The organism is Pectobacterium punjabense (assembly GCF_012427845.1).
GTDB lineage: Bacteria > Pseudomonadota > Gammaproteobacteria > Enterobacterales > Enterobacteriaceae > Pectobacterium > Pectobacterium punjabense.
Genome location: NZ_CP038498.1, coordinates 20,677 through 32,520 on the forward strand (window position 1 = coordinate 20,677; position 11,844 = coordinate 32,520).

Annotated in this window: 12 protein-coding genes; 7 read left to right on the forward strand and 5 right to left on the reverse strand. The window is 54.9% G+C overall.

What is annotated here, in order from left to right; all coding sequences use genetic code 11:
• The first annotated feature begins 2 nt into the window (after window positions 1–2).
• From E2566_RS00090 to E2566_RS00110, 5 genes are all read left to right on the forward strand, one after another.
• Window positions 3–1,007: a nucleoside hydrolase gene (locus tag E2566_RS00090; protein WP_107168586.1), complete on the forward strand. Its 1,005-nt coding sequence runs from the start codon at window positions 3–5 to the stop codon at window positions 1,005–1,007.
• On the forward strand, window positions 1,007–1,984 hold the full coding sequence (locus E2566_RS00095) for an ABC transporter permease (RefSeq protein WP_012821879.1): 978 nt from the start codon (window positions 1,007–1,009) through the stop codon (window positions 1,982–1,984). Before E2566_RS00090 ends, E2566_RS00095 begins: the two co-directional genes overlap by 1 nt.
• Window positions 1,981–2,889 carry an ABC transporter permease gene (locus E2566_RS00100; protein WP_107168587.1) on the forward strand — a complete coding sequence of 303 codons (909 nt, stop codon included), beginning with the start codon at window positions 1,981–1,983 and terminating at the stop codon, window positions 2,887–2,889. The genes E2566_RS00095 and E2566_RS00100 overlap by 4 nt, the downstream gene beginning before the upstream one ends.
• A gap of 39 nt (window positions 2,890–2,928) precedes the next feature.
• Window positions 2,929–4,728: an ABC transporter ATP-binding protein gene (locus E2566_RS00105; RefSeq protein ID WP_107168588.1), complete on the forward strand. Its 1,800-nt coding sequence runs from the start codon at window positions 2,929–2,931 to the stop codon at window positions 4,726–4,728.
• Window positions 4,729–4,829: 101 nt separating this feature from the next.
• Window positions 4,830–5,327, forward strand: coding sequence for a GNAT family N-acetyltransferase (locus E2566_RS00110; protein WP_107168589.1), 498 nt, complete (start codon window positions 4,830–4,832; stop codon window positions 5,325–5,327).
• Window positions 5,328–5,526: 199 nt separating this feature from the next.
• On the opposite strand, the gene bhsA is transcribed toward E2566_RS00110, so the two are convergent.
• The 5 genes from bhsA to E2566_RS00135 form a co-directional block, all read right to left on the reverse strand.
• Window positions 5,527–5,784, reverse strand: a complete 258-nt coding sequence (gene bhsA / locus E2566_RS00115; RefSeq protein ID WP_107168590.1) for a multiple stress resistance protein BhsA — start codon at window positions 5,782–5,784, stop codon at window positions 5,527–5,529.
• A 172-nt stretch (window positions 5,785–5,956) separates the two neighbouring features.
• On the reverse strand, window positions 5,957–6,757 hold the full coding sequence (ssuB, locus tag E2566_RS00120) for an aliphatic sulfonates ABC transporter ATP-binding protein (protein ID WP_107168591.1): 801 nt from the start codon (window positions 6,755–6,757) through the stop codon (window positions 5,957–5,959).
• Window positions 6,754–7,548, reverse strand: a complete 795-nt coding sequence (gene ssuC, locus E2566_RS00125; protein WP_107168592.1) for an aliphatic sulfonate ABC transporter permease SsuC — start codon at window positions 7,546–7,548, stop codon at window positions 6,754–6,756. The genes ssuB and ssuC overlap by 4 nt, the downstream gene beginning before the upstream one ends.
• 10 nt (window positions 7,549–7,558) lie before the next feature.
• Window positions 7,559–8,701 carry an FMNH2-dependent alkanesulfonate monooxygenase gene (gene ssuD, locus E2566_RS00130; protein WP_107168593.1) on the reverse strand — a complete coding sequence of 381 codons (1,143 nt, stop codon included), beginning with the start codon at window positions 8,699–8,701 and terminating at the stop codon, window positions 7,559–7,561.
• A 57-nt stretch (window positions 8,702–8,758) separates the two neighbouring features.
• Window positions 8,759–9,769: a sulfonate ABC transporter substrate-binding protein gene (locus E2566_RS00135; protein ID WP_420892588.1), complete on the reverse strand. Its 1,011-nt coding sequence runs from the start codon at window positions 9,767–9,769 to the stop codon at window positions 8,759–8,761.
• A gap of 431 nt (window positions 9,770–10,200) precedes the next feature.
• On the opposite strand from E2566_RS00135, the gene E2566_RS00140 reads away from it, so the two are divergent.
• Both E2566_RS00140 and E2566_RS00145 read left to right on the forward strand, forming a co-directional pair.
• Window positions 10,201–10,524: a PTS sugar transporter subunit IIB gene (locus E2566_RS00140; RefSeq protein WP_107168595.1), complete on the forward strand. Its 324-nt coding sequence runs from the start codon at window positions 10,201–10,203 to the stop codon at window positions 10,522–10,524.
• Window positions 10,521–11,843 (forward strand): PTS sugar transporter subunit IIC, encoded by a 1,323-nt coding sequence (locus E2566_RS00145; protein WP_107168596.1) that lies wholly within the window; start codon window positions 10,521–10,523, stop codon window positions 11,841–11,843. The genes E2566_RS00140 and E2566_RS00145 overlap by 4 nt, the downstream gene beginning before the upstream one ends.
• Window position 11,844 lies beyond the last annotated feature (1 nt).

The window sequence follows — 11,844 nt, forward strand, 5'->3', positions numbered from 1 at the left end:
GGATGCGAGAACGTATTATTATTGATACCGATCCCGGTGTTGACGATGCGATAGCTATTTGGCTGGCCTTGGCTTCACCTGAACTGGACGTACTCGGTATCACCGCCGTGGCGGGTAATGTCCCGCTTGAGGCGACGCTGGCGAATGCCTGTAAAGTCGTTGGCCTGACGGGGCGAACCGATGTGCCGATTTTTGCCGGAGCGTCGCACCCGCTGATCCGCGAGCAGGTGTTTGGTAAATATGCACATATCGGTGCGTTTTCCCCTGAGTGGGTGCCAGATAGCACACTGTTGCCGGAGCAGGAACACGCCGTCGATTTTCTGGTGCGAACGACGCGACAGGCCGCGGCTGACAATAATCCGATCACGCTCTGTTCGATAGGGCCGATGACGAATGTGGCATTGGCGCTGCGTTTTCATCCCGATGTGGCGCGCGGCATCAAACAGATTGTCTCTATGAGCTGTGCTTTTACCGCGTTGGGCAATCGTGTGCCGTGGGCAGATTTTAACGTTTATGCCGATCCGCATGCGGCGGACATCGTCTTTTCCTCCGGCGTTCCCCTTGTCATCATGCCGTTAGATATGACGTTTCAGGCGCTGATTCAGGCGGAACAGGTTGATGAGATTGAGCGCAGCGGCGGTGAACCGGGCAAGGCGATGGCGGCGCTATTACGCACGTTCGATCGTAATGAAGTGGCACGTTTTGGTCGTGAAGGTGGTCCGATTCATGATGCGACCGTCATTTCATGGCTACTAAAACCTGAGCTGTTCCAAGCGGCATCTGCACGTGTGGGAGTGGAAGTCACCGGCAAGACGGCGGGTTACGTGTTTGCCGATTTTTATCACAAACTGGATAAACCGGATAATGCGCTGGTCATGCGGGAAATCGACGAACAAGGGTTTCTCGGCCTGATTGCCGATCGCCTGCGCCGCTATGGCTCTGGCACCATAATGGGTTCAGAAGCAATAACGAGCCCTGAAGCGCTAAACGGTTCTGAGGAGCGCTAATGATAGCCTACCTGCTAAGCCGAATCGGACAAACGCTGCTGACGCTGGCTGTTATGTCGGTGCTGGTGTTTGTGGGTGTCTATCTGGTCGGTAATCCGGTCGATATGCTATTGGGCGCGACAGCCACGCCAGCGGAACGGCTGGCGGTGATTCAGTCCTTCGGTCTGGATAAGCCCGTCTGGGAACAGTACGGGCTGTTTGTCTGGAACGCCTTTCAGGGCGACATGGGTAAGTCTTTTATCTTTAACCAACCCGCGCTGACGCTGATTTTTCAGCGCATGCCTGCCACGCTCGAACTGGCGATGGTGGCATTCGTGATGGCGCTGGTTGTCGGTATCCCGCTGGGAATTTACGCGGGTCTAAAGCCGGACAGCGCGGTGTCCAAATCCATCATGACCTTCTCCATTCTGGGCTTTAGCCTACCCACGTTCTGGATCGGGTTGGTAATGATCATGCTGTTCAGCGTAAAGCTCGGCTGGCTGCCCTCATCGGGCAGAGGCGATACTCACGATCTGTTCGGTATCCCATTCAGTTTTCTCACCCGCGATGGCCTCGAACACCTGCTTTTGCCCGCGTTTAATCTCGCGCTGTTTAAGATCTCGCTGGTCATTCGCCTGATGCGGGCGGGTGTGATGGAGTGTCTGCAACAGGATTATGTGCAGTTTGCTCGCGCGAAAGGGCTGTCGGAAACCCGCATTGTGCTAGTGCATGTGCTGCGCAATACGCTAATTCCATTGATTACTGTGCTGGGTCTGGAACTGGGATCGCTGATCGCGTTCGCGGTGGTTACGGAAACTATTTATGCCTGGCCGGGAATGGGTAAGTTGATTATCGATTCGATCGCCGTGCTCGACCGTCCGGTCATCCTGGCTTACCTGATGATTACCGTCGTGATGTTCAGCGTGATTAACCTGCTGGTGGATTTACTGTACGTGCTGGTTGATCCGCGCGTGCGGTTGGGAGGGGACAAAGGATGACGGAGAAGACGCTACACCAGCCCACCGCCGTGAAAAAAACGTCGCATCCGGCAGTGCGCGTCATGATGGCGCTGGTTAACGATCGGTTGGCGTTGTGTGGGCTGATCATGCTGGCGATTTTTGTGCTGCTGGCGCTGTTTGCCCCGCTTCTGTCGCCGCAGAACCCGTACGATCTCATGCAGCTCGACATCATGGATGGCCGGCTTGCGCCGGGCTCCTCCAGTATGGCGGGGATGAGCTACTGGCTGGGAACGGACGATCAGGGGCGCGATTTGTTCAGCGCTATTCTTTATGGCACCCGCATTAGCCTGATGGTCGGCTTCTCCAGTGCGGTACTCGCGCTGCTGATTGGCGCGTCGCTGGGACTGATTAGCGCCTACGTTGGGGGAAAAACGGATGCGACGATCATGCGCATCGTTGATATCCAGCTCAGTTTCCCCCCTATCCTGATTGCGCTGATTTTGCTGGCGGTGCTGGGACAAGGGGTCGATAAGATCATTATGGCGCTGGTGGTGACCCAGTGGGCGTACTACGCGCGCACGATTCGCGGTTCAGCGCTGGTGGAGCGCCGTCGCAGCTACGTGGACGCGGCACGCAGCATGGCACTGTCCAACCGCCGCATCCTGTTCCGCCATATTTTACCGAACTGTCTGGCACCACTGATCGTGGTAGCCACGATGCGCATCGCCTACGCCATCATGCTGGAGGCCACGCTCTCGTTTCTGGGCATCGGACTGCCCGTAACGGAACCGTCGCTGGGGCTGCTGATCTCAAACGGTTTTGAGTACCTGATGTCGGGTGATTATTGGATCAGCTTCTTTCCTGGGCTGACGCTATTGCTGCTGATTGTGGCGATCAATCTAGTGGGGGATGCGCTGCGTGACATCCTCAACCCGCGGAATTAACCGGTGGGAACGTCCGTGGGAATAAGGGGTAATGAACACATGACAGCGCCGATTATGTCTGTTTCGCATCTGACCACCGCCTTTCAGGTAAACGGCGAGTGGATGAACGTGGTGCGGGATTTATCCTTTACGATTGGCGAGAAAGAGACGGTCGCCGTGGTGGGGGAGTCCGGTTCAGGGAAAAGCGTGATGGCGAAATCCATCATGCGTTTGCTGCCGCCCGGCCAAAGTCGGGTTGAGGGACAGATTCATTTTGGCGACACCGAGCTGCTGTCGCTCCCCAATAAAGCGATGCAGGATGTGCGCGGCAACCGCATCGGCATGATTTTTCAGGAACCGATGACCAGCCTGAATCCGGTCTTGCCGATTGGCTACCAGATTACGGAAGTGCTACGCCGCCATCGCGGCATGGGTAAAGCGGAAGCGCGCGCCGAAGCGGTACGCCTGCTGGAAAAGGTACGCATTCCGGCGGCGAAATCACGGCTGAACGAATATCCGCAAAGTTTCTCCGGCGGGATGCGCCAGCGTGTGGTGATTGCGATTGCGCTGGCCTGTCACCCGACGCTGCTGATTGCCGACGAACCAACAACGGCGCTGGACGTTACGATTCAGGCGCAAATTCTGACGCTGATAAAAACCCTTCAGGAAGAAGAAGGGATGTCGGTGTTGTTTATTACCCATGACATGGGCGTCGTGGCGGAAGTGTCCGACCGTACGCTGGTGATGTATCAGGGCGAAATGGTGGAAAATGCCGTCACGCGGGAAATCTTTCATCATCCGCAACAGCCTTATACCCGCATGTTGTTATCCGCCGTGCCCAAATTAGGTTCGATGTCCGGCAGCGCGTGGCCGCAGCGCTTTCCGCTGGTCGATCTCAAAACGGGAGAGCGCCAGCCGGTGCCTGAAGCGGTGAATACTGTGTCGGGCGAGAAGCCAGTGCTGACGGTAAAAAATCTGGTCACCCGATTTGATATCCGATCAGGTTTTTTCCGGCGACTGTCTGGGCGGGTTCACGCGGTGGAGAATGTCTCGTTTGATCTCTGGCCGGGAGAAACGCTTGCGCTGGTTGGGGAATCAGGCTGTGGTAAATCCACCACGGGTCGATCGATTATTCGCCTTAACGATGCCGTCAGCGGCAATATTCAACTGCTGGGAAAAAATATCCTGACGGCGGATAAGCGTGAATTGACTGATTCACGGCGGCAGATTCAGATGGTGTTTCAAGACCCGTATGAAAGCCTGAACCCGCGTATACGGATAGGGGAAGCGATTGCCGAACCGATGCTGTTGCATGGGCTGGCGACCCGGCAGAATGTGAATGCGAGGGTGAGTGAATTGTTGGAACAGGTGGGGTTATCCAGCGATATGGCCTCGCGTTTCCCGCACCAGTTCTCCGGCGGGCAGCGCCAGCGTGTGTGTATTGCACGTGCACTGGCGCTGGAGCCAAAAGTGATTATTGCCGATGAATCGGTATCGGCGCTGGATGTGTCCGTTAAGGCGCAGGTGATCAACCTGATGTTGGATCTCCAGCAGACGCTGGGGCTGTCATTTTTGTTTATCTCGCATGATATGGCGGTCGTCGAGCGTATCAGCCACCGCGTGGCGGTAATGTATCTCGGCGAAATTGTGGAGATCGGCCCACGTTCGGCGATCTTCGACAACCCGCAGCATGACTACACCCGACGTCTTATTTCAGCGGTGCCTGTGCCTGACCCAGACACCCGCCCGGTGCGTAATATCACCAATGATGAACTGCGCAGCCCAGTACGCGCCCCCGATTTCCATCCTCCTGAGCGTCGCTATAAGCAAGTCGGAGAAGGGCATTTCGTACTGGAGTGAAATTAAGTGCGCGGAGTGTGCAACTGAGGTTTTAAGCTAACGCTCTATTTCATAATGCGATGGTATAGTCATTCTTTCACGGTGACAGGGAGGCGGTAGGAATGGCAACGTTCGTGGTGCGTCATATAGGCAATAGCGATATTGACGATTTCAGGAGAGTACGGCTTGAAGCACTCAAGCTACATCCAGAAGCATTCGGTGCGTCTTTTGAAGAGGAATGCCAGCAACCAGAAACGTTCTTTGCTGAACGCCTCCGTCTAAACCTGGTTTTTGGCGGATATGACCTGCAAAACAGGTTGCAGGGTATCGTAGGGGTAAGCATTAACACTGCACCGAAGCTACATCATGTCGCCATGATTTGGGGAATGTATGTCCGAGCTGAAATGAGAGGAGCCGGCCTGTCTCGATCGCTTTTGGAAACGGCATTACAGGCATCTTGCAAGGCCAAAACAGTGAAACTTTCAGTAGCGGCAACCAACAAATCGGCACGAGCCCTTTATTGTTCTTTCGGGTTTAGAGAATGGGCAACGGATACTGCTGCTCTATACATTGATGGTGAATATCATGACGAAATTTTGATGAGACTTGATATTAATTAGATAAGTCGTAACTCCAGACGTCTTTGCACTGGCTACTACGTACTTGCTAAAACACGCATAGAGACACGTCGTGCCGCACCACCGAAGTATTTACAGGATCGTCTCAGAGCGAATTTGACATCATTTTCCCATAAAAAAACGGACTTTCCTCTTGAGTGAGGAAAGTCCGTTTAATTTTTTGATTGTCTATCAGCAAGCATTATTTGTAGATGACGGCGACGCCGCGCAGCTGGTTGTCACCAGTGGCAGACGTGATGGTGAAGGCGTTGGCACCGGCTTTTTCTGCTTTCTGAGCCAACTGGGATTGCAGTGAATCCAGGCTGTGTGCAGTTGCGGTAACTACCCCCACTTTTTCCAGATGCTGTGCCTGTTGTGAAGAAACCTGATCGGCAGCAAACGCACCAAAAGACAGAGTAGAAAGTACGACAGCAGCGGCGAAGAATTTTACGTTTTTCATGTGATGTATCCTATTCAATGTTGTTCGGAGTGAAAGGTCATTTCCTTTCGATGAAGAGGATATTACGCCGATGCTGATAGAAGGAAAAACGGAGTGTTTTGAGAATATCTGTCAATATTTTTGATGTTATTTCTGGCGATAAGATGCACTATCTCGATCGCCAGAATGAAGGTTATATCGCCGCTTGCTGAGGTAAGGGAGATGAGGTTGGAGCCAGCACGCGTTCTAGCACGCGGGCTTCCAGTTCCGCCAGCTTTGCCGACCCGCGGCGTCGTGGTCGTGGCAAATCCACCGTAATATCCAGCCCCACACGACCTTCTTCGATCAGAATAACCCTGTCAGCCAGCGCAATGGCTTCGGAGACATCGTGCGTCACCAGCAGTACGGTGAACCCGTGCTGGAGCCACAGATTTTCGATCAGGCTTTGCATCTCGATGCGGGTCAAGGCATCCAGTGCCCCCAGCGGTTCATCCAACAGCAGCAGACGCGGATGGTGAATGAGCGCGCGCGCCAACGCAACGCGCTGTTTCTGGCCACCGGACAGCGCCGCTGGCCAATCGTTGGCGCGATCCGCCAGCCCGACAGAAGCTAGTGCGTCCTGTGCTTTCTCACGCCAGTCGCCACGTAACCCCAGCCCGACATTATCGATCACCTTCTTCCATGGCAGCAGTCGCGCTTCCTGAAACATCAGCCGCGTGTCGTCTTTCGCGCTGCTGAGTGGTGCGGTACCTGTCAGAAGCTCACCGCTGCTGGCGGCTTCCAGCCCGGCGAGCAGGCGCAGCAGGGTACTTTTGCCACAGCCGCTGCGGCCAACGATGGCCACAAACTGCCCGGAAGGAATGCGTAGCTGCACGTCATTCAGTACCGTACGGTGGCCGTAGTGCTTGGTGATGGCATCCAACGAGAGCGGCGTCCCCTTGGTGAGCGGCGACGGTGAATGGGATGGTATTGCAGAATCGGTAAAAGCGGTCATGATGCGTCCCCCGATGAGGTTTGATAAGCCGGATTCCAGCGCAGCCAAATGCGTTCCAGCCCTTGAGCGCTGACATCAGCTAGCTTGCCGAGCAGCGCGTAAAGGATGATGGCAACCACCACCACGTCAGTTTGCAGAAATTCACGGGCGTTCATGGCGAGATAGCCGATGCCGGAGTTGGCAGAAATGGTTTCCGCGACGATCAGCGTCAGCCACATAAAGCCCAACGCGAAACGGATACCGACCATGATAGACGGCAACGCACCGGGCAGTACCACCTGATAGAACAGGCTAATGCCGGACAGACCGTAACTGCGCGCCATTTCCAACAGGCCGCGATCGATGTTTTTAATACCGTGATAAGTGTTGAGATAAACCGGAAACAGCGTGCCTAGCGCGACCAGAAAAATCTTGGCCGCCTCGTCAATGCCAAACCATAGAATCACCAGCGGAATCAGCGCCAGATGGGGGACGTTGCGGATCATCTGCACTGAGCTGTCCAGCAGACGCTCACCCCAGCGCGACAGCCCAGTAATAAAGCCGAGCACTAATCCGATACTGCCGCCGATAGCAAACCCGATCAGGGCGCGCCAACCGCTGATCGCCAAATGCTGCCACAGTTCGCCGCTATAGATGAGTGACCACCCTGCGGTAATCACCGAACTGGGCGCAGGCAGAATCCGGTTGGATAGCCAGCCGAACTCGACGGATATTTGCCACGCGACCAGCAGCGTCACGGGGAGTAGAAAAGGCGCAAGCCGTTTTGCCAGCGAGGAGAGCGTTCTTGCCATGATCGATTCCTCAGCTTTGTGAGACCTTGCGCGGTACATAGCGGTTTGCCACCACTTCTCCCGCGTTATTCACGGCATGCAGCGGCGTCGGCTGTTGCGCCAGATTGAGGTGCGGGAACAGCAGTTCACCTACGCGATACGCCTCTTCCAGATGCGGATAGCCAGACAAGATAAAGGTATCAATCCCAAGATCGGCGTATTCCTGAATGCGTTCGGCAACCGTCGGACCATCGCCGACCAGCGCTGTACCCGCACCGCCACGAACCAGACCGATACCGGCCCACAGATTTGGACTAATCTCCAGCTTGTCCTTTTTGCCGCCGTGCAGGGCCGCCATCCGCTGTTGTCCGACAGAGTCGAAGCGCGCCAGTGCCGCCTGTGCATCGGCGATAGTCTTTTCATCCAGATGGGAAATCAGCCGATCGGCAGCCTCCCAAGCCTCTTCGGTGGTTTCCCGCACGATGACGTGCAGACGAATACCGAAGCGAACTTCACGTCCCTGCGCCGCTGCTTTAGCGCGGACTTCCGCTAGCTTTTCTTTCACCTGCTCAGGTGGTTCCCCCCACGTTAGGTAGAGATCGACCTGCTCTGCCGCCAGATTCTGTGCTGCCTCAGACGAACCGCCAAAATAGAGCGGTGGGCGTGGCTGCTGCACGGGTGGGTAAAGCAGCTTGGCGTCTTTGACCTGAATGTGTTTACCAGCAAAATCAACCGTTTCGCCTTCCAACAGCCTGCGCCAGATGTGGGTGAATTCCGCCGAGGCTTCATAGCGTTCTTCATGGCTGAGGAACAGACCTTCGGCGGCCAGCTCTTCCGGGTCGCCGCCGGTTACCAGATTGAACAGCGCGCGACCGTTAGACAGTCTGTCCAGCGTAGCGGCCTGACGTGCGGCGATGGTGGGGGAAATGACGCCGGGGCGTAGGGCGACGAGAAACTTAAGCCGCTGCGTCACCGGAATGAGTGATGCCGCAACCAGCCAGGAATCCTCGCAGGAGCGGCCTGTCGGCAGTAAGACGCCGCCAAATCCCTGCCGCTCGGCGGCTTGCGCCACCTGTTGTAGATAGCTGTAGTCAACATGACGTGCGCCCTCGGTGCTTCCAAGATAGCGACCGTCTCCATGGGTGGGCAGAAACCAGAATACGTTAAGACTCATGGTATTAACTCCTTGAACAGTCTTGTTTGGGTAAACAAAATATGTGTGGTAGGTAGGTTAAGGCGTTTGGGGATGCCAGACGCGCTCCGCGATGTTGACCTTCACCGGCACCAGACGGTTTTCATAAAACAGGTCGGCCGTGGATTGCTGTGCCTTGATCGTGGCGGCATCCAGCGGTTCGATGGTGGTTGGTGGGCGATGATCGAGTGCCGTTTCAATCACTTTTTCCGGCAGCCCTACCGCGTTGGCTAACAGCGTGACGCTTTGTGCCCGGTCGCTGATTGTCAACGCATCGGCTTTGGTCAGTTCGTCCAATACCTGGCGAATAAAGCTGCCGTGTGCCTCAGCGTAAGGGCGACCCGCCAGATAGAAAGAACCGGTTTTATCGAGCCCGCTGCTATCAACCAGCACCCGAACGCCGCCTTCCAGCAGCGCAGCAGAATAGTAGGGGTCCCAGATTGCCCAGGCATCGACATTACCTTGCTGGAAGGCCGCGCGGGCGTCAGCGGGGGTTAGGTAGGTCGGTTTGATATCGGTGAATGTTAGCCCGTCGCGTTGCAGCGCACGCAGCAGCGTGTTATGCGCGCTGGAGCCTTTCTGGAAGGCGACTTTACGACCTTTCAGATCGGCAACGGTTTTCACCGGGCTGTCTTCCCGCACCAGAATCACTTCGGCCTGTGGTTTCGGTGGTTCCACGCCGACATACAACAGGTCCGCGCCAGCGGCTTGCGCAAAAATAGGTGGGATATCACCTGTGCCGCCGAGATCGATACTGCCAACATTCAGCGCTTCCAGCATCTGTGGACCCGCAGGGAATTCAACCCAGCTGATTTTGGTGTTAGGGAACTGTTTTTCCAGCAACTGGTGGGATTTTGCCAGCACCAGGCTGACCGAACCTTTCTGATAGCCGACCCGTAGCTGCGTGGGTACGCTGTCCTGTGCATAAGCGGTGGACATGAACAGCACGGTGCTGGCAGCGAGAATCGTAGCGATCTGGCGTAGCCGCACCGTCACGTTTTGCCATAACGGTGTGCGCTTTCCACGTCTTTCCGTGACCGATCGGTTCATCATCAATGGCATGCGTGTGACCTCTCCCTTATAACGAAAAATTAAAATACAGTGAGAAAATGCAACATCAGGTGATAACCATAACAGGCAGGCGATGGGCTTTTTAAATCTCAATTTGTCGTTTTTATAGCCAAAAGTAGGAAATGCCTGAAATCAGCACACTTAGCGTAATAAGCGCGGCAATAGTCGGGTTTATCCGTCTTTCATGTCTGAAACACGTTTTCCATGACCTGCCTCACATTGTTTCCCGCAATGTCTATCATTTCGTGAACCTATTCTCATATATTGTTTTTTTACATGGAAAACGGTTTCCGTTTTGTTTCCAATGGCGGTGTTTCCACTGATTGTGTGTTCACTGGACGTGTTTATTCACGACGCTTTTATTGATGACGTTTTTTGATTCATAACGCACGTACGACGGGGTGTTGAAAATGAAAAGGATCATGCTTTGTTGTTCCGCTGGGATGTCCACCAGCCTGTTAATGAGAAAGATGAAGGAGGCGGCCGATACGCGTGGTCTGGACGTTGAGATTGCCGCCTACGCCGCCCATGAATTTGATGAACAAGTCGGGAAGTACGACGTTGTGCTGCTGGGGCCGCAGGTGAAATACATGCTGGCGTCATTCAAGGAGAAAGCCGAGGGAAAAGGCGTGCCTGTGGCCGCGATAGATATGATGGATTACGGTATGCAGCGCGGTGACAACGTGCTGGATTTTGCATTTTCACTGATCGAAAAATCAGGACAACCGCTATGAGTGGCCTCTATCAATCGATGGTTAATGTCATCGAACAAAAGATTACCCCGCTGGCGGGTGTGGTGGGACAACAGCGCCACATCATCGCGATTCGTGATGGCTTTATCGCCGCGCTGCCTTTTATGATCATCGGTTCATTCATGCTGGTGTTCATCTTTCCACCGTTCTCGCCGGATACCACGCTGGGGTTTGCCCGCGCGTGGCTCGATTTCTCCGTTGCCTACCGCGAACAGCTGATGCTGCCGTACTACCTCAGTATGGGGGTCATGACCTTCTTTATCTCCGTGGGGATTGGTGCCAGCCTGGGTAAGCATTACAAGCTGGACCCGATCATGACCGGCCTGCTGGCGCTGATGGCATTTTTGCTGGTGGCTGCGCCTTATCACGATAAGCAGATTTCTACTCAGTATTTCTCCGGTGAGGGGATTTTTACCGCGATTCTGACGTCAATTTATGCAGGTGAGGTGTATGCCTGGCTGAAGAAGCGAAACATCACCATTCGCCTGCCGAAAGAGGTGCCGACCGGCGTGGCGCGCTCGTTTGAAATCCTCATCCCTGTGCTGGTGATCGTCGCGACGCTGCACCCGTTTAACCTGTTCATCCAGTCTGCTACCGGCATGATTATCCCGGAAGCCATTATGCACCTGTTGGCACCGCTGATTTCGGCGTCGGATTCGCTGCCTGCGATTCTGATTTCGGTATTTATTTGCCAGATTCTGTGGTTTGCCGGGATTCACGGCGCGCTGATCGTTACCGGGATCATGAACCCGTTCTGGATGACCAATCTGGCGTTGAATCAGGCTGCACTTTCAGCGGGTGCACCGCTGCCGCATATTTATTTGCAGGGTTTTTGGGATCACTACCTGCTGATTGGTGGGGTCGGTTCTACGCTACCGCTGGCCTTTTTGTTACTGCGTAGCCGTGCGGTTCATCTACGTACGATTGGCCGGATGGGCGTGGTGCCGAGCTTTTTCAATATCAACGAACCGATTCTGTTTGGTGCCCCGATCATCATGAACCCGCTGCTGTTCCTGCCGTTTATTTTCGTGCCAATGGTCAATGCGGTTATTGCCTATACGGCGACGAAACTCGGCTGGATCGCACAGGTGGTTTCCCTTACGCCGTGGACGACGCCCGCACCGATTGGTGCATCGTGGGCGGCGAACTGGGCTTTCAGCCCGGTGATCATGTGCTTGTTGTGCATGGTGATGTCGGCCGCGATGTATTACCCGTTCCTGAAAGTTTATGAGCGCACGCTGCTCAAACAGGAGCAGGAGAAACAGCAGCAGGCGGCAGGCGAAGCAAGTGCCAGCGCATAAA

Coding starts and splice junctions, on each gene's coding strand:
- E2566_RS00090 (WP_107168586.1), top strand. CDS start 3: ATGCGAGAACGTATTATTATTGATACCGATCCCGGTGTTGACGATGCG.
- E2566_RS00095 (WP_012821879.1), top strand. CDS start 1,007: ATGATAGCCTACCTGCTAAGCCGAATCGGACAAACGCTGCTGACGCTG.
- E2566_RS00100 (WP_107168587.1), top strand. CDS start 1,981: ATGACGGAGAAGACGCTACACCAGCCCACCGCCGTGAAAAAAACGTCG.
- E2566_RS00105 (WP_107168588.1), top strand. CDS start 2,929: ATGACAGCGCCGATTATGTCTGTTTCGCATCTGACCACCGCCTTTCAG.
- E2566_RS00110 (WP_107168589.1), top strand. CDS start 4,830: ATGGCAACGTTCGTGGTGCGTCATATAGGCAATAGCGATATTGACGAT.
- bhsA (WP_107168590.1), bottom strand. CDS start 5,784: ATGAAAAACGTAAAATTCTTCGCCGCTGCTGTCGTACTTTCTACTCTG.
- ssuB (WP_107168591.1), bottom strand. CDS start 6,757: ATGACCGCTTTTACCGATTCTGCAATACCATCCCATTCACCGTCGCCG.
- ssuC (WP_107168592.1), bottom strand. CDS start 7,548: ATGGCAAGAACGCTCTCCTCGCTGGCAAAACGGCTTGCGCCTTTTCTA.
- ssuD (WP_107168593.1), bottom strand. CDS start 8,701: ATGAGTCTTAACGTATTCTGGTTTCTGCCCACCCATGGAGACGGTCGC.
- E2566_RS00135 (WP_420892588.1), bottom strand. CDS start 9,769: ATGAACCGATCGGTCACGGAAAGACGTGGAAAGCGCACACCGTTATGG.
- E2566_RS00140 (WP_107168595.1), top strand. CDS start 10,201: ATGAAAAGGATCATGCTTTGTTGTTCCGCTGGGATGTCCACCAGCCTG.
- E2566_RS00145 (WP_107168596.1), top strand. CDS start 10,521: ATGAGTGGCCTCTATCAATCGATGGTTAATGTCATCGAACAAAAGATT.